This is a genomic window from Paenibacillus sp. FSL P4-0081, assembly GCF_000758565.1.
GTDB lineage: Bacteria > Bacillota > Bacilli > Paenibacillales > Paenibacillaceae > Paenibacillus_AQ > Paenibacillus_AQ phytohabitans.
In genome coordinates this window covers 7,739,010-7,757,467 of sequence record NZ_CP009280.1, presented here as the reverse complement: position 1 = coordinate 7,757,467, position 18,458 = coordinate 7,739,010, and the positions used below count along the sequence as shown (strand labels likewise).

Genomic DNA, 18,458 nt, shown 5'->3' with positions numbered 1-18,458 from the left:
GATGAAGATCCGTAAAGCTATTATTCCCGCAGCTGGTCTAGGTACCCGCTTCCTACCCGCAACTAAGGCAATGCCCAAAGAAATGCTGCCGATTGTAGACAAACCAACTATCCAATACATTGTTGAAGAAGCAGTGGCTTCCGGAATAGAAGATATCATTATTGTGACCGGGAAGGGCAAGCGTGCAATTGAGGACCATTTTGATAACTCATTCGAACTGGAGTTTAACCTGGCTGAGAAGCAGAAGTGGGAGCTGCTGGAATCGGTGCGTAAATCCTCGGAAATGGCCGATATCCACTACATTCGTCAAAAAGAACCGCGCGGCCTTGGACATGCCATCTGGTGCGCACGGAAGTTCATCGGTAATGAGCCGTTTGCGGTGCTTTTGGGAGATGACATCGTAGAATCAAATAAACCTTGTCTTAAACAGATGATTGAAGTGTACGAGCAGTACAAGTCCTCTATCGTAGGCGTTCAGCCCGTGCCTTGGGAAGAGGTTTCCCGCTACGGGGTGGTCGATGGATCTGAACTGGCAGAACGTGTCTATAAGGCCAACCGGCTAGTCGAAAAGCCGAAGCGTGAAGATGCACCATCCAACCTGGCGATCCTGGGACGGTATATCCTGACTCCGCGTATCTTCGACATGCTTGGTGAACAGCAGGTGGGCGTAGGCGGAGAAATCCAGCTTACCGATGCTATCTCCCGTTTAAGTGAAGTGGAGCGGATCATTGCTTATGATTTTGAAGGCAAACGTCATGATGTCGGTGAGAAGATGGGCTTCATTCAGACAAGCATCCATTATGCGCTTCAGCATGAGGAGCTTAAAGAAGGGCTGTTGCAGTATCTTAAAGAAGTAATCGAGAATGAGGAAAGACTCATTAGCAGATAAAAGTTCATCTTGAGGCTAACAATCAGCTACTATGTACCCTTGCCTATTCATTATTAAAATGTAAAAAGCGGCCCACTGTACTCTGACAGGGGCCGCTTTTCTATATGTGTTCAGTTATTCGGTTCAGTATTGTGTATTTACAATAGTATCAATCTCTGCGGCCTCTGCAGGATCAGCTGCAATGAGCTTATCGTACACAGGTTGATCCTGTGCCGCTCCAGCCTTTTTCAGTGCCGCTAAATACCAGCGGGCTGCATCGCGGTTGGCTGCATCGCTGTAGTCATCGCTCAAGGCAAGTTTTAAAGTCGCCGCAGCTGCCTGTATCTGACCTGCCATATACTGAAGTTTTCCTGTGTTCAAGTTGATTGACGAAGGAAGAGGCTGGCCTTGCAGATCAGATGCCACTTGATTGTAGGCATCCAGTCCAATATTGAGATGAATCATCTTGTTAGCCTCATCCTGCTGAGTGAAGGATTGTTGTGCCAGTTCAAAGGCACGGGCAATCAGAGAACCATACCAGTTAGTGTCCCATAGTGTTGTGCTACTGACGATATCTGCATAATTGTCTGCAAAACCGAGCTTCAAGGTAGCAGCAGCTTGCTCAGCTTGTCCTGATAGCAATTGCAGCTTTCCGGCATTCAATGCAATTGTTGGCGTGATTGAGAACGGGCGGCCCTGCAGCTGTTCAGGCGGCAAAGTCTTCAGGTGCTCTACCCCGTCAACCACATGCTGGTACGCTTCAAGACCGGCAGTCAGGTACTCCTGTTTCTTAGCTTCGTCTTTTTGCACATCGGCAGCAGCTGCAAAAGCCTGTGCACGGCGAATCAATGCTTCATACCAATCGATATCCCAATTGAATTTATCTGCATTGTCGCGGTAGACATTGAAGCCCAGATCACTTTGTCCTTTGAGATCGTAGTAACTGATCAATTGTTTCAGTAGATCTTTATTGTAAGGCTCATCCTTGAGTGCACGGCTCAGAACATTATAAGCTTCAGCCAGATACTGCTCATCTTGTGTTTGTTTAAAGACCGTCAGGTCAAGGGATGCAAGGTAGATTGCTGCTTCCGGCTGGAACGGACGGCTCTTCAGCGCCTCGACCAGCGGAGTCTTAATCTCTTCGTATGATTGACTTACGCTAACTAAATTTTTACCTTTGAGTGCAGCATTGCTGGACCCGATGTAGCTGATGGACAGGAAGAGCAGGAACACAGAACCGATGGCCAGCACAGCAAAGTACCCGAAGCGCAGTCCAGCCTTGTTCCAGCTCTGGCGTAGAGGCTTGTTGTCCATACCTGCTCCCATACCTGCCAAACCAATGAATACCAGAATCCCCATGAACGCGTAACTCATGTTAAAGTCCAGCAGACTGTGAACAAGAATGGACAGAGCAATAATGTAGAAGAAGAATCCATTATTGAACTCGTCCTTGTCCCGTTTCAGGTATGCACGGATGTATTTATAGAAAATATATCCGATAAAGCCCATAAACACGATAAATCCGACAATTCCAACCTCAATCAAATACTGCAGGAAGAAATTGTGAACCTGGCGGCTTACATAAGGGTTGTTCTGATAATGCTCATATAAGGAAGCCCAGCCGCCGCCGCCGGATCCGATTATCGGATAATCCTTCACAACCTTCATAGCATCCTTATAAAAAGTGATGCGTTCCAGTACACTATGCTGTTTAAAGTTAATGTTCTCCAGCCGTGTTTCAATATTATCAGGTAATATACTACGTACGCTTGTCCCGATAAGCAGGAAAGCAACAATAGCTACAAGAACGATTGAACCGAGTGGAATCCACAGCCCTGTTAATTTACGTGTTTCCCAGCTTCCCAGCTTCTCTTGCAGCCACGGAGCGGCGAAACGCTGAATTGCCCAGCCCAGAGCAGCAACAGCCGCTGAGGCAACAAGCAGGTACGCCCAGGCATTTAATGCAGCTGATGAAGTGAAGGTAGTGTTCAGCTCAGTTCCAAGTGTAGTTAACGGACTGGTAACCAGCAGAGCAGCGATACCGGAAATCGCAAGATGCATAATCCACAGAATCTGCTGAGCAGGCTTCAGGAACAACAGCAGAAGAATAAACACTACAGGCAGCATTACGAGCCCGCCACGGGATAAGGTCAGCAGCAGAGATACAATAATCGGTACAAGCATGAAGCTGTGAGTCAATGTACCGTACCACTTTTTAGAGCGGACGAGTGCAAACACTGCAACAAACAAGAAAGCCATCAGGAAAGCAGCGTAAGTGTTGGCATACTGGAAAATAGAAGTCAGACGCAGGCCGTTCGAGTCTGTCATCACGGCATCCAAGTATTTACCACTGCGTACTGTGTTGGAGAACCAGCCTATAAGGCCTCCAGCGAATTTCCAGCTTCCAAGCCAGTTCAGCAGGCCAAAGCCCACGATGAAATAGGCAATCGCCAGAATGGCATTCTGAATGACAACATTTAGTTGCTTTTGCTGGAGCAGATATAACGCTATAATGAATATTGCGACATACATGCTCTGTATAAACAGCAGGTTCATCGCCATATAATGCGAAACAGCGCCAATAAGCGACAACGCATACGTAGCGGGAAGCAGGAGCGAGGCTACAGCCAACAAGTCACGCTGACCTTCCAGCTTGAACTTTGTGAAGTACAAGCCTACCCATACCAGCAGCAAGAGGCTGCTCAGCAGCGATGACACATAAATCGGCTTCTCGAAGTCGATCTGCTGCCCATTAAACAATCCCACTTGAAACGGGGTCCAAACCAAAAACACAATGAAACCAATAACCAAAGCCCATATGTAACTGGATATCTTTTCAACATTTCTCGACTGTACAGCATTTTTACCGTATACTGGTTTCGACACGTTATGATCTCCTTTTCCTGTAGGTACGTGGATATTTTAACATATGCAAGCGCTCAGAGTTAGTATAAAAATGATTTTTACAGAATGAGGAAATACATAAAATTATTAGATTGTCGAAAGGGGTCTCTTTTGTTATGAAGGGAATTATATTAGCTGGAGGCTCAGGGACAAGACTCTATCCTCTAACAATTGCCATATCCAAACAAATTATTCCAGTGTATGATAAGCCCATGATTTATTACCCAATGTCGGTATTGATGCTTGCTGGAATTCAAGAAATTTTGATTATTTCGACTCCCAGAGACATCAAGGGTTTTAAAGAGTTGTTTGGAGATGGCTCCCATCTAGGATTGCAGATTTCTTATGCAATACAAGATGAACCAAGAGGCTTAGCAGAAGCATTCATTATAGGTGAAGAGTTTATTGGAGGGGAACCTGTCTCGCTGATACTCGGAGATAATATTTTTTATGGACAGAGCTTTGGTAAATTTCTTAAAGAAGCTGCTGAGATACAAACTGGTGGTACAATTTTCGGCTACTTTGTTAAGAACCCAGAGGCATACGGAGTAATTGAATCGGATGAGAATGGTAAAGTATTATCAATAGAAGAAAAACCGCTAAATCCCAAGTCTAATTATGCAGTTCCTGGTCTATACTTTTATGATAATCAGGTAGTAGAGATTGCCAAGGGGATTAAACCTTCAGCACGCGGAGAACTTGAAATTACTGAAATTAACAATGAATATTTGCGCAGGGGTATGCTGAATGTTAAATTGTTAGGACGAGGAATGGCATGGATGGATACTGGAACTCATGATGCAATGCTGGAAGCGAGTAATTTCGTTGAGGCTATTCAGAAAAGACAGGGCTTATATGTTGCTTGTTTAGAGGAAATTGCATTTAAGAAAAAATATATTTCAAAGGAACAGTTATTAACTTTAGCAAAACCACTTTTGAAGACAGATTACGGTAAGTATTTAGTTCAAGTTGCTGACGATTTCATTTGATATTTATTTTTGTCTACTATAATAAACAATTATCTTAGGAGGATCATATGGGACAGTTTACTTTTATTAAAACTCATATTGAAGATCTGGTAGTAATCGAACCCAGGATTTTTGGCGATGATCGAGGATACTTTATGGAAACTTATAATTATAACGATTTTAAAAATGAAGGTTTGGATATGGTTTTTGTTCAGGATAATCAATCTAAATCCAAAAAGGGAGTTCTTCGGGGATTGCATTTCCAGACCCAATATCCTCAGGGCAAATTAGTCAGAGTTTTATCTGGTGAGGTGTTTGATGTAGCTGTTGACTTGCGGAAAGGATCTGCGACATATAAACAATGGCATGGCGTATTACTTTCAGGGGACAACAAAAAGCAATTTTATGTACCAGAAGGATTTGCCCATGGGTTTGTAGTCTTGTCTGATGAGGCGGAATTTGTGTATAAGTGTACTAATTACTACCGCCCTGAATTCGAAAGTGGCATACTCTGGAATGATCCGGAGTTGAATATTGATTGGCATCTAAATGATATAAAGGATGTACTCCTATCAGACAAAGATAAGGTGCTCAAAACATTGAAAGAACTAGGACTTTAAACTTTTTCGGTGTTTTAATTACATGGGAATAAATAAACAATAAGGGGAAGAATGAATTGGCTATGAATGATAAAGTTAAAGATCAAATGGTGGGCGCTAATCAAGAAAACGAAACATCAAAGACGATATTGGTTACAGGTGGCGCTGGGTTTATTGGCAGCAATTTTGTTCTTCATATGATTTCTAAATATCCGCATTATAAAATAATCAATCTGGATTCTTTAACGTATGCAGGGAATTTGGATAATCTTAAAAGTATTGAAGGAAACCAGTCTCATGTATTTTTGAAGGGTGACATTTGTGATTCGCAGTTTGTGGATAGTATTTTTAAAGAATACCAACCTGAAGCTGTAGTGAACTTTGCTGCTGAGTCTCACGTAGATCGTAGTATCCTTGACCCGCAAGTTTTTCTTAGAACTAACATTTTAGGTACACAGACATTACTTGATGCGGCAAAGAATCATTGGGTATCGAATCCTGAAGCAAGATTTGTTCAAGTATCTACTGATGAAGTATATGGCTCTTTGGGAGAAACAGGTTACTTCGAAGAGACGACGCCGCTAGCTCCCAATAGTCCGTACTCAGCAAGTAAAGCCTCTGCGGATATGTTCGTACGAGCTTATCATGAGACATTTAGTCTAAATACTTCCATAACAAGATGTTCAAACAATTATGGACCTTTTCAATTTCCGGAAAAATTAATACCGCTGATAATCTCGAATGCTTTAGAAGACAAAAAACTACCTGTCTATGGGGATGGGCTTAATGTAAGAGACTGGCTATATGTAGAGGATCATTGTATAGCAATAGACAGTGTACTTCACTCAGGTAAGGCGGGAGAAGTCTACAATGTTGGTGGTCATAATGAAAAAACAAATATTGACATTGTTAAAATCATTCTAGAGGAACTTGGGAAACCTAATACTCTAATTCAATATGTTGAAGATAGATTAGGGCATGACAAAAGATACGCTATCAATCCAAATAAAATGAAAGATGAATTAAATTGGGAACCTACGGTTATGTTTGAAGAAGGTATTCGTAGGACAATAAGATGGTATCTCGATAACCAGACTTGGCTAAATAGAGTGAAGAATGGTGAATATCAATTAGAAATTCTTTAGTGTAGAAAGCAACATTCAAACTTTACGGTGCTTTAAATATGCTGATATGCTTAGGAGTACAAATTATATGAGAGTTTTAGTAACCGGAGCAAAGGGCCAACTTGGTTCAGATATAATTCTTGAATTGAAGAATGAGGGAATTAAATACACAGGACTGGATATAAATAAGTTGGATTTAACTGATTTTCAATCTACGAGAGAAGTATTCATGGAGTACATGCCAGATGTTGTGATCCATTCTGCCGCTTTTACTGATGTTGAAAAGGCAGAAATGGAAGTCGAGAAATGCAGACGTATAAACGTTGATGCCACAGGCAATATTGCAATGTTGTGCAATAGTATTAACGCAAAACTTGTATATATAAGTACAGATTATGTTTTTTCGGGTGATAGTGCAGAACCATATGAGATTGATTCTGAACCAGGTCCCCTTTCAGTTTATGGTAGATCAAAATTAGACGGCGAGTTCGAAGTGATGAAAAAAACTGATAAGTTCTTCATTATAAGAACTTCTTGGGCATACGGAGTTAGCGGAAAAAATTTTGTTAGTACCATGTTACGAATTGGTAAGAAACAGGAGTCAGTCGATGTAGTATCTGATCAAGTGGGATCTCCAACATATACTGCTGATCTTTCTAAATTGATAGTTAGCATGATAAAAACTGAAAAATATGGAGTTTATCATGCTACGAATGAAGGTTTTTGTAGCTGGGCTGAATTTGCAGTTGAGATATTTAGACTAGCTAATCTTTCAACGAAAGTGAATTTTATTACCACTGATATGTACCCGGTTAATGTGATACGCCCTAAAAACTCTACTATGTCAAAAAAGGTGTTGGATATTAATGGCTTTGTTCGTTTGCCGCACTGGATGATTTCCTTAGAATCCTACATGAAAAAAATCGCTTATGAATTTGATGATAAATAGAGATAAGAATAAGGAATGATTTCAATTGAGATATTTTAAAAATTTCTGGAAATATAAAGGGTTATTACGTGAGTTTGTAGCACGCGATTTAAAAGTTAAATATAGACGATCATTTTTGGGTTATTTATGGAGTTTGCTAAGCCCATTACTGATGATGATTGTATTGACTGCTGTATTTTCTAGTTTCTTCAAGTTCGATATCCCTAACTATCCTGTATATTTGTTATCGGGACAGATTATATTTACATTTTTCTCTGAATCAACTTCAATGTCGATGACTTCAATATTGAGTGGAGGTTCCTTGATTAAAAAGGTGTACGTACCTAAGTACATTTTTCCTGTTTCCAGAGTGCTTTCATCATTTGTGACGCTTTTATTTTCTTTAGTAGCTATTTTTATCGTTATATTATTTACTGGAGTGAAAATAACCCCTGAAGTTCTTTTTTTTCCTTTTCCTCTTTTGTATATTTTGATTTTTTCAATTGGTATGGGGCTAATTATGTCTGTTCTAGCAGTTTATTTTCGAGATATGCTACACCTCTACACCATATTATTATCGGCTTGGACATATCTCACTCCTATTTTTTATCCTATTAGCATTGTTCCTGATTATGTAAAAACAATAATTTATAGTAATCCAATGTATTATTATGTTGAAGCTTTCCGTGATGTCGTGTTATATAATCAGCTTCCTGATTTTCATACAAACTTAATGTGTATTCTGTTTTCTGTGATCTCACTAGGGCTTGGTTTAACGATTTTTTATAAGAATCAGAAAAATTTTGTTCTCCACATTTGAAACTAATGAAAGGAATTGGGACTACATTGGACTATGCAATTGAAGTAACTGATGTTTCAATGAAATTTAATTTGGAAAAAGAGAAAATAAATAGTCTTAAGGAATATTTTATAAAAGTACTGAAACGTGATGTCAATCATGATGAATTCTATGCCCTGAAAAATGTATCATTTAAGGTCGAAAAAGGTGATTCATTTGCCATAGTAGGAAGCAATGGGTCTGGAAAAAGCACGATTTTGAAGATTATATCAGGAATTTTCCGTCCTACTACCGGTAAGGTTTCTGTTATGGGGTCAGTTGCTCCTTTAATCGAGTTGGGAGCTGGATTCGATATGGAACTAACCGCAAGAGAGAACATATTTCTCAATGGTGCACTATTGGGTTATTCTAAAAAGTTCTTGATAGAACGATATGAGGATATTATAGAATTTTCAGAATTACACGACTTTGTAGATGTTCCATTGAAAAATTTTTCATCTGGGATGGTTGCCAGACTGGGTTTTTCTATTGCTACAATAGTTGATCCAGATGTACTTATTGTTGATGAAATTTTGGCAGTAGGCGATGCTGCATTTCAGGAAAAATGTGAAGAAAGAATGGATAAAATGACTTCAGCGGGAGCCACTCTAATATTAGTGTCACATTCATTTGAGCAAGTGAAAAAGGTTTGCAGGAATGCCATTTGGCTAGACAAAGGAGAAATCAAGGCGGTAGGAACAGTTGATGAAGTATTTGAGGCTTACCAAAACGCTTGAGTAATTGAATATTTATTTAGTTGGGAGTGCGGAAATGTATAAAAATAAAACAATATTAGTTACTGGTGCGGGAGGGTATATAGGTAGGTTTGTTGTAAAGTACTTACTGAATCTTGGTGTTCAAGTATCTGCGGTTGATTATAATACAGAGTTTATTGATGAAAGAGCAAAGAAATTTGAATTTAATATTTTTGCAGACTATGACAACATTTATGAAGAATTAGGAAAACCTGATGTCTGTTTACATTTAGCCTGGAGGGATGGGTTCGTTCATAATTCAGAGTCGCATTTGCAAAACCTATACTCTCACTATAAATTCATACGCAGCATGGTTGATGGTGGGCTGCAACATGTTGCAGTTATGGGGACAATGCATGAGATTGGATATTTTGAAGGTGAAATAAATGAGGATACCCCAACTAACCCTCATTCATTGTATGGAATTGCCAAAAATAGTCTGCGTCAATCCTTAAATCTACTATTACAAGATAAAGCTGTTGTATTCCAATGGTTGAGGGCGTTCTATATTTATGGCGATGATTCTAAAAGTAAATCTGTGTTCTCTAAAATTATTCAAGCAGAAGAGGAAGGGAAAGAAGTATTTCCATTCACTACTGGTGAAAATAAATACGATTTCATTACCATAGAGGAACTGGCCGAACAAATTTCTTTGGCTGCAATGCAAACAAAAGTCAAAGGGATCATCAACTGTTGTTCTGGTATTCCGATTAGCCTAAAAGACAAAGTAGAAGAGTTCTTAAAGATTAATAATTTTTCAATACGCCTTGAATACGGTGCCTTTCCCGAGAGGGCGTATGATTCACCTGGGATATGGGGAGACAGTAAAAAAATACAAAATATCCTAAGTGCCTATAAACAGTAATATAGTTAGGAATTAATCGATTAGGAATGAGGGGGATTTAGTTTTGCTGGTTCAGGACAATAATCGTTTAGGTGTATTTTTCTTTTATGATGAAGATGGGATTGTAGATGAATACGTAATAAAACTACTTACAGATATTAAAAAGAGTTTAAAAGATTTATTAGTAGTATGTAACGGCAAACTAACTGTTGAAGGAAGAGCCCAATTACTACGTTTAACAGATAAAGTTTTAGTTAGGGATAACAAAGGATTTGATGTGTGGGCCTATAAGGAAGGCATGGAATATATAGGAGAGGTTGCTCTTCTGAATTATAGCGAACTCGTTCTATTTAACTCTACTATCTTTGGTCCAGTATATCCTTTTAAGGAAATGTTTAATGAGATGGATAAGAGAGACTTAGATTTTTGGGGAATAACAAAATATCACAAAATGAGCCATGATCCATTTGGAACTATTAAATATGGATATACGCCAGAACATATACAATCTCATTTTATTGTTGTTCGTAATACTATGCTGAGAAGTTATGAGTTTAAGCGATATTGGAACGAAATGAAAATGATTAACTCTTATGAAGAAGCAATTGGTTTCCATGAAGCGATTTTCACAAAAACTTTTAGTGATAAAGGATTCAAATGGGATGTTTATGTGAATACAGATGATTTGGAAAAACATGTGTTTCATCCTATACTTATGAGTCCCTTAGAATTGGTTAAAAATAGAAAGTGTCCAATATTTAAACGCAGAAGTTTTTTTCATCAAATTGCTGATTTTATTAACAATACAACCGGTGAACAAACCTTAGAGCTTTATGAATATATAAAAAACAAAACTGATTATGATGTTAATCTAATTTGGGATAATATATTACGAACGAATAATCAGACTGATATAAAGAATGCTATGAATTTAAATTACATCTTGTCAACTTCGTCATCTAAAAACGAAAATCAAGGTTCAATTAAGAAAAAAATAGCATTAGTAATGCATATATACTTTGAGGATTTAATAGATTATTGTCTTCACTATGCTCAAGCAATGCCTCCAGAAACGGATGTTTATATAACCACTAATACAGAAGTTAAAAAAAGATTGATTGAAACTGCGTTTGAGCAAATGAATTGTGCAAAAGTAGAAGTTATTTTGATTGGAAATAGAGGTAGAGATATAAGTGCACTATTGGTTGGTTGTAAAGATTTTTTGCTTGACTATGATTATGTTTGTTTTGCACACGATAAGAAAACAAAACAATTAGAGCCATATATTAAAGGTGAATCTTTTGCCTATAAGTGTTTTGAAAATGTATTGAAAAACAGTCACTTTGTTAATAATGTAATCAACACATTCGAAGAAAATCCGAGATTGGGTATTATGTCTCCGCCTCCGCCTAATCATGCTGATTTTTATCCTACTATTGGGTATGAGTGGAGTAATAACTTTAATACCACAGCGCAGTTAGCTGACAAATTAAAGCTGAAAGTAAGTATGGATCCTAATAAGGAACCCATTGCCCCTCTGGGAACAATGTTCTGGTTTAGACCAAAGGCACTCGCCACATTAATAAATCATGGTTGGAAGTACGAAGATTTCCCTAAAGAACCAAATAATAATGATGGTACAATTCTACATGCCATTGAGAGAATTTATCCTTTTGTTGCGCAACACGAGGGTTATTATCCAGCTTGGTTGATGGCGGACTCATACGCGAGAATTGAGGTGACAAATCTTTATTACATGCTTAGAACAATTAATATTGAATACTTTAGAATGCGTGGTGGAAATGCCCATTACGGCGTTTTATCTGATTTGCGGAATCGTCCAATTGTTAATAAGTCTATTAAACATAAACTTAAGATGGCAATGAAGAAATACTTACCGTCTCCCGTTATTAACAGACTTAAAAGATTAAAAAGTTTAGTGTCTTAAGCTTAAAAAAGGTTAGTAACAAAACTTGTGGAAAGAGGTAGTACCTGATGGTTTTCAGTTCCTCTGTTTTTTTGTTTTGCTTTCTTCCAGCCCTGTTACTTATTTACTATCTGTTAAAGGAAAGCTACAGAAATGGGCTTTTATTAATTGCGAGTTTAGCCTTCTATGCTTGGGGAGAACCCAAATTCGTTTTCGTAATAATATTATCCATTTTGATAAACTACGGTTTCGGGTTACTTATCTATTTATCTAAGAAAAAAGGTCATCTGCTTAGTAAAATCACAATGCTTATAGGTGTGGCGGCAAACTGTGGTTTATTATTCTATTTTAAATATTTCGATTTTTTTATTTCTGGCTTTAATAGTATTTCTGGATTGGAAATACCTTTGCGAAATATAATACTGCCTATTGGTATCTCATTCTTTACATTTCAAGGGCTTTCTTATGTAATTGATTTATATCTAAATAAAGTTGATGTTCAGAAAAATATATTGAAATTCGCACTTTTTAAAGCGTTTTTCCCGCAACTAATTGCTGGTCCAATTGTCAGATATGTAGATGTTCATGATCAGATTGACTCGCGCGTAACCACCATTGATGATTTTGCTTATGGTGTTAGGCGATTTGTTATGGGTTTGGGCAAAAAGGTAATTATCGCCAATACGTTAGGACAGGTAGCTGATAATATATTCTCCTTACCTGCTGATCAAAACACTTCAGCTATTGCATGGGTAGGAGCGATATGTTATACATTCCAAATCTACTTTGATTTTTCTGGTTACTCCGACATGGCCATCGGACTGGCGAGAATGTTCGGATTTAAATTTAAGGAAAATTTTGATTTTCCATATATATCAAAGTCAGTGACTGAGTTTTGGAGAAGATGGCATATTTCTCTTTCCTCGTGGTTTAAAGACTATTTATATATTCCACTTGGGGGTAATAGAAAAGGGAATGTATATCTTAATTTGCTAATTGTTTTTATTGTTACGGGACTATGGCATGGTGCAGCATGGAATTTTATTATATGGGGTCTCTGGCACGGAATATTCCTTATTATCGAACGTGTACTAAAAAAGAAAGGGATAAATATTCATTCCTTCAAGATTATCTCATGGTGCTACACTTCCTTTATAGTAGTAATTGGCTGGGTAATATTCAGAGCGAATAATTTAACTTATGCTGTCGACTATATAAAAGTGATGTTTGGTATAATAAAACCTAATCAAGTTGGTTTTAGTGTTGGTTACTATTTGAGTCCGATGGTTATAACGACTATAATAATCGCTTGTATTGCATCTGTTCCAATAACCAAGTATGTCAGAGTAAGTATTGGTGAATATGAATCACATAGTACTTTTAGCCAAGTTGTACAGAATTTATATGTGGCGTTGTTGCTTATACTTTGTATAATGTTCTTGGCAACATCGACCTATAACCCTTTCATTTACTTTAGATTTTAAGGAGTAAAAATATGAAGTTGCATAAGATATTCAACTTGTTGTTAGTTTTCTGTTTTGTAATAGGTATTTCTATTCCGATAATATTTGTAAATAAAGAGCCTGGAAAGATTTCTACTGCAGAAAATCGAGTGTTGGCTAGTTTTCCTTCATTGAAGAAAAATAGTAGCTATAATCGGAATTTTGTGAGTGAGTTTGAGTCTTGGTTTAATGATAACTTAGGTTTTAGAAATGAACTGGTTGCGGCGAACACAGTATTTCAGTACAACCTTTTTGGAAAAATAACGAGACCTGATACAGTATTGGGGAAAAACGATTGGCTATACTTAATGTATCCTGAAATGATAAAAAGTTACCAAAACATGAATCCGTTAACAGATGAACGTTATTCCCAGATAGCTGAAAAGTTTATTGGACTAAAGAAATATTTTGATGTAAAGGATATTCCATTTATTACTATGGTTAATCCGGATAAAGAGACAATATATCCTGAGAATATGCCGGATACTTATTTAAGAAAGGATAATGAAACAAAAGTAGATACAATCGTCAAAAATTTATCCGAGAAAGATAATATTGATATTTTCTATACAAAGGATTCCTTATTGCGTAGTAAAAAGGATGCAACTTTATATTCTCAAAACTATGATCTATCGCATTGGAATTCATATGGAGCATTCATAGCTTATCTAGAATTAATGAATAAAATTAAAGAATATCAGCCGGGGGTGAAGATACTATCTTTTAACGACTTCTCAGTTGAACCTTATATTAGAGAGTCGAAATTATATGGAGTGCTTCCCTTTAAAGAAACGGATTATAAATTTACTTACAAAAAAACATATAGTGCAACTCAAGAAACCGGTTCGTTTGATGATCTGAATTTGATTTCTAATAATTTGGCATTCAAATATGTTAATAAAACGAATGATAAACTACCAAAATTGTTGATCATAGGGGATAGTTATATATATTCCTTTATGCTAAATAATATTGCTGAAAGTTTCTCGGAAGTTAATTTTGTTCACTGGTTTAATATGGGTTCAGTTAAAGGATTGGTGAATATTTATAAGCCCGATTTAATCCTTTTAGAGTTTATGGAGCCAGCACTTGAACAATTCACTGATTCAATTTCTTATCCGGATGGATATTTTAATGAATATGAAGCATATAAAGATTTACCTGTTGTCGCTAGTCAGGATGGTTCGATGTGGTTGGATACTGTGAATAAAAAATTAGTTGAATCACAAACTGGTATTATATTGGAAAAGGAAGATCAATTTTTTAAGCTAACTGGCTGGGCTTTAGATAAAAACGCTGGGAAAACTGCTGCTGATGTTTACCTCAAAATTAATGATAAATATTACAATGGATATTATGGAATAGGTAGGTCAAGTGTTTCTGATTATTTTGGGAACCCGCAACTTATTAATTCGGGCTTTACTTTTAATATAAATAAAGATGATATTATCAATGCTAATAAAGTTAGTTTGGTGATTGTTTCAAATGATAGATCTTATCAATATGCACCAATTGATATTAATATCAATTGGAAGTAATACAAGAGCTGCCTTGAAGCTACGGCTTCAAGGCAGCTTTGTTCTCTAATGAGTTCAGTTTATTTGGATTTTATAGTAGTTTTCTATCGTAGTTATTTTTTTATTTATTATGGATTATTTAATGACTTATTTAAAATTCGCCTGTCTTTTAGATTTTATTCACCACATATCCATTCAAGAATATTATACATGAGGACATTTAGCGCCAATTAATATTATTGAATGGATAGGGTGGAAAAATGAGGATACTCGTTACCGGCGGAGCCGGCTTCATCGGCAGCAACTTCGTAATATACATGCTGCAGCAGCACCCGGAATATCAAATAGTAAACGTAGATGCCTTGACGTATGCGGGTAATCTGGAGAATTTGAAATCCATCGAGAGTCATCCTAACTATTCCTTTGCCAAGGCGGATATTAGGGGTGTCCAGGCGATGGATGGATTGTTCAGCCGAGGCGTTGATATTGTAGTCAACTTTGCAGCTGAATCTCACGTGGACCGGAGTATTCTGGAGCCTGATATATTTGTAAAGACGAATGTTCTCGGTACGCAGGTGCTGCTGGATGCAGCTAAGAAATACAGTATAACTAAATTCGTGCAAGTATCCACGGATGAGGTCTATGGATCGCTTGGCGCTACGGGTCTGTTCACTGAAGAAACACCGCTGACACCGAACAGTCCTTATTCCGCGAGCAAAGCGGGCGGGGATTTGCTGGTTCGAGCTTATCACGAAACATTCGGATTGCCGGTTAATATTACCCGTTGCTCCAATAACTACGGGCCTTATCAATTCCCGGAGAAGCTGATTCCGCTGATGATCTCCCGTGCGCTGGCTGATCAGGCGCTGCCTGTATATGGTGACGGAATGAATATCCGTGACTGGCTGTATGTTGAGGATCACTGCAGCGCAATCGATCTGGTAATTCATGAGGGTGTTAACGGTGAAGTGTACAACATCGGTGGCAATAATGAGCGGACGAATGTGCATATCGTGAATACCGTGTTACAGGAGCTGGGCAAACCGGATTCGCTGATTTCTTATGTTCAGGACCGTCCTGGACATGACCGCCGTTACGGTATAGATCCGACCAAGATCACGAACGAGCTGGGGTGGAAGCCAAAGCATACGTTCGAAACGGGCATTAAGGAAACCATTCAGTGGTATCTGAATAACAAAGAATGGTGGACCCGCATTCAGTCCGGAGAATACCAGAAGTATGCCGCACTCCAGTACGGCAGCCGTCTGGGGGATTCACTGTAATGGCGAAAATGAAAGTGTTCGTTACAGGTTCGGGAGGACAGCTGGGGCAAGATCTTATGCTCTTACTTCAAGGTCAGGATTATGAGGTTCTGGGCTGTGACCGTCAGGAGATGGATATTACTGATCTGGACCAGTGCCAGGAGGTTATCGGTGCTTTTGCTCCTGATGCTGTTATTCATTGTGCGGCCCATACCGCGGTTGATGCGGCAGAGACCGATGTTGACGCAGCGTACCTGATTAATGCTACCGGAAGCCGGAATGTGGCTCTTGCTGCAGAAAAGGCGGGCGCCAAGCTGGTCTATATCAGCACGGATTATGTGTTCGATGGCATGGGGGTTCAGCCTTACCATGAATATGATAATACAGATCCTAAGAGTATCTACGGTAAGTCTAAGCGGGCTGGAGAGATCCTGGTCCAGTCTTTATCGTCTAAATTCTTTATCGTACGTACCTCTTGGGTTTATGGCAAATACGGCAATAACTTTGTGAAAACCATGCTGAAGCTGGGGCAGGAAAAGCCGTTGCTGCAGGTTGTAGATGACCAGAAGGGCTCGCCTACCTATACGGTGGACCTGGCAAGATTCTTGCTTGAGCTTATCCAGACTGAAAAGTATGGAGTGTACCATGCCTCGAACACAGAGTCTTGTACATGGTATGAATTCACCCAGGCCATCTTTGCGGAAGCAGAAGATATTCTGGGGCTGAAGTTCACAGCGAAGCTTGAGCCGTGTGCTACCGAACAGTTTCCACGTCCAGCGCCGCGTCCGCGCAACTCGGTGATGGAGCATCTGGCCATCCGTACCAACGGGTTTCAGGACATCCGCCCATGGCGGGAAGGTCTGAGAGACTTTTTGCTGGAGCTGAAGTAACCATTGGCGCGGGATTTGCATAAATAACTAACTATATAAGCCGCATTAAAAAATAAACAAAAAGCGAAAGAAGCGGAGGACAAATTTGGAACTGTAGGAGCGGTAGCGACCGCCTTTGTCACCGGATTTCTACCGCGAATAGCGGATCAAGAAATATGGGACAACAGCGGCCGGAAGTCCAAATGTTCACCGCAGTGACGACTAAGCTTCAAGTTCAAATTAAAAGTGAGTCTTATATAGCAACTAATGAAACTCCTGATCGCTTATGCGGTAAGGAGTTTTTTGCTGTCTGTGACAATATAGCAATAGGGTTGAACCACAATAACTATGTAACTAACATTACCTTCTAATGTGCTTAACATAGCCTGTCAACCTTCTTTTCGCTATAATAGATATAGATTTCCCAATAAAGAACCAGGAATTCGAGGTCACCTATGAACCCTAAAACAGTCAGTGTACATATCGTTACCTATAACAGCGCGGATGACATCATTGAATGCTTGTCGGCTGTATTAGCTCAGGATTATCCGGTCAAAAAAATTGTCATAGTGGACAACGCTTCAACGGATGGTTCGGCGGATAAAGTCAGAGCGTTCTACCACGGGCTAAACTCGAACTCGGCCCAAGGAGCTACAACTGCCCAAGGAGTAGCCGATTCTGCAAGTAGCAGTACCCTGACACCTTCACTTGTCTTACTTGAGAATGAACATAACACCGGCTTTGCCCCAGCACACAATCAGGCTATTGCCGGTACAAATACAGATTATGTGCTGGTGTTGAACCCTGATCTTACGCTTGCCCCGGACTATATATCCAGACTTGTCGCCCGCTTTGAAGACAATCTCCAGATCGGCAGTGCCACAGGCAAACTGCTGCTGAAGGCGGATCACTCACTCGTTGACAGCACGGGACTGCGGATGAATAGAGCACGCCGGGCGTTTGACCGTGGAGCGGGAGAGTCCGCTGATCTGTGGAACGAGTCTGGTGTGGTATTCGGTGTATCCGGTGCAGCAGCGATGTACTCCCGGCGGATGATTGAGGATGTCAGCGTCGAAGGCGAGTTTTTTGATGCGGACTTTTTTGCCTATAAGGAAGATGTGGATGTAGCCTGGCGCGCCGGATTGTTTGGGTGGCAGGCCTACTATGATGCGGAAGCGATAGGTTACCACGAACGGGGCTGGAAGACATCCGGGCGGAGCGGCAAGGCGATGTTCATCAAGCGGATTTCTTATATCAACCGTTATAAAATGATTTATAAGAACGAGTCCTCCCGCAGGATGTTGCTTACCCTGTTATATTCCTTGCCTTATGAGATCGCCGCACATGGCTACTCGTTATTGAAGGAACCTAAGTTATTAGGAGCCTGGCCATCTTTCTTCTCGCAGTGGACAGCTCTGAAACGCAAGCGCCGTTATATTCAGGAGAAGGCTAAGCGTCAGGGATTATGAAGCGAAACGAGAGAGAACTCAACCGATTGTGAAAAAGATTCTTCTATTCCCCGGATTTCCGTCAGCTATTTAGATTGAACTTAA

15 protein-coding genes are annotated in these 18,458 nt (G+C 39.3%); 14 read left to right on the top strand and 1 reads right to left on the bottom strand.

The window, feature by feature from the left end:
- Position 1 precedes the first annotated feature (1 nt).
- On the top strand, positions 2 to 889 hold the full coding sequence (gene galU / locus P40081_RS33120) for a UTP--glucose-1-phosphate uridylyltransferase GalU (RefSeq protein ID WP_042140171.1): 888 nt from the start codon (positions 2 to 4) through the stop codon (positions 887 to 889).
- 123 nt (positions 890 to 1,012) lie between these two features.
- Here the strand turns inward: galU and P40081_RS33115 are convergent, their stop codons facing one another.
- Positions 1,013 to 3,754: an O-antigen ligase family protein gene (locus tag P40081_RS33115; RefSeq protein ID WP_042140170.1), complete on the bottom strand. Its 2,742-nt coding sequence runs from the start codon at positions 3,752 to 3,754 to the stop codon at positions 1,013 to 1,015.
- Positions 3,755 to 3,888: 134 nt separating this feature from the next.
- Between P40081_RS33115 and rfbA the strand changes: the two genes are divergently transcribed.
- From rfbA to P40081_RS33050, 13 genes are all read left to right on the top strand, one after another.
- Complete coding sequence (gene rfbA, locus P40081_RS33110) at positions 3,889 to 4,761, top strand: glucose-1-phosphate thymidylyltransferase RfbA (protein ID WP_042140169.1); 873 nt, start codon at positions 3,889 to 3,891, stop codon at positions 4,759 to 4,761.
- Between the two features lie 47 nt (positions 4,762 to 4,808).
- Positions 4,809 to 5,360, top strand: a complete 552-nt coding sequence (gene rfbC / locus P40081_RS33105) for a dTDP-4-dehydrorhamnose 3,5-epimerase (RefSeq protein ID WP_042140168.1) — start codon at positions 4,809 to 4,811, stop codon at positions 5,358 to 5,360.
- Positions 5,361 to 5,446: 86 nt separating this feature from the next.
- The gene (gene rfbB, locus P40081_RS33100; protein ID WP_042141732.1) at positions 5,447 to 6,484 is read left to right on the top strand and encodes a dTDP-glucose 4,6-dehydratase; all 1,038 of its coding nucleotides are present in this window, start codon (positions 5,447 to 5,449) and stop codon (positions 6,482 to 6,484) included.
- Between the two features lie 67 nt (positions 6,485 to 6,551).
- Complete coding sequence (gene rfbD, locus P40081_RS33095; protein ID WP_042140167.1) at positions 6,552 to 7,412, top strand: dTDP-4-dehydrorhamnose reductase; 861 nt, start codon at positions 6,552 to 6,554, stop codon at positions 7,410 to 7,412.
- 25 nt (positions 7,413 to 7,437) lie between these two features.
- Positions 7,438 to 8,211, top strand: a complete 774-nt coding sequence (locus P40081_RS33090; RefSeq protein ID WP_042140166.1) for an ABC transporter permease — start codon at positions 7,438 to 7,440, stop codon at positions 8,209 to 8,211.
- A gap of 26 nt (positions 8,212 to 8,237) precedes the next feature.
- Complete coding sequence (locus P40081_RS33085) at positions 8,238 to 8,966, top strand: ABC transporter ATP-binding protein (protein WP_156118806.1); 729 nt, start codon at positions 8,238 to 8,240, stop codon at positions 8,964 to 8,966.
- Positions 8,967 to 9,000: 34 nt separating this feature from the next.
- Positions 9,001 to 9,849: an NAD-dependent epimerase/dehydratase family protein gene (locus tag P40081_RS33080; protein WP_042140164.1), complete on the top strand. Its 849-nt coding sequence runs from the start codon at positions 9,001 to 9,003 to the stop codon at positions 9,847 to 9,849.
- A gap of 43 nt (positions 9,850 to 9,892) precedes the next feature.
- Complete coding sequence (locus tag P40081_RS33075) at positions 9,893 to 11,776, top strand: rhamnan synthesis F family protein (protein WP_197074309.1); 1,884 nt, start codon at positions 9,893 to 9,895, stop codon at positions 11,774 to 11,776.
- 47 nt (positions 11,777 to 11,823) lie between these two features.
- Positions 11,824 to 13,239, top strand: a complete 1,416-nt coding sequence (locus P40081_RS33070; RefSeq protein WP_042140162.1) for an MBOAT family O-acyltransferase — start codon at positions 11,824 to 11,826, stop codon at positions 13,237 to 13,239.
- Positions 13,240 to 13,250: 11 nt separating this feature from the next.
- On the top strand, positions 13,251 to 14,795 hold the full coding sequence (locus tag P40081_RS33065) for an alginate O-acetyltransferase AlgX-related protein (protein WP_042140161.1): 1,545 nt from the start codon (positions 13,251 to 13,253) through the stop codon (positions 14,793 to 14,795).
- Between the two features lie 239 nt (positions 14,796 to 15,034).
- Positions 15,035 to 16,057 (top strand): dTDP-glucose 4,6-dehydratase, encoded by a 1,023-nt coding sequence (gene rfbB / locus P40081_RS33060; protein WP_042140160.1) that lies wholly within the window; start codon positions 15,035 to 15,037, stop codon positions 16,055 to 16,057.
- 8 nt (positions 16,058 to 16,065) lie between these two features.
- Positions 16,066 to 16,926: a dTDP-4-dehydrorhamnose reductase gene (rfbD, locus tag P40081_RS33055; RefSeq protein ID WP_042141731.1), complete on the top strand. Its 861-nt coding sequence runs from the start codon at positions 16,066 to 16,068 to the stop codon at positions 16,924 to 16,926.
- Positions 16,927 to 17,360: 434 nt separating this feature from the next.
- Positions 17,361 to 18,374, top strand: coding sequence for a glycosyltransferase family 2 protein (locus P40081_RS33050; RefSeq protein WP_042140159.1), 1,014 nt, complete (start codon positions 17,361 to 17,363; stop codon positions 18,372 to 18,374).
- Positions 18,375 to 18,458: the final 84 nt, after the last annotated feature.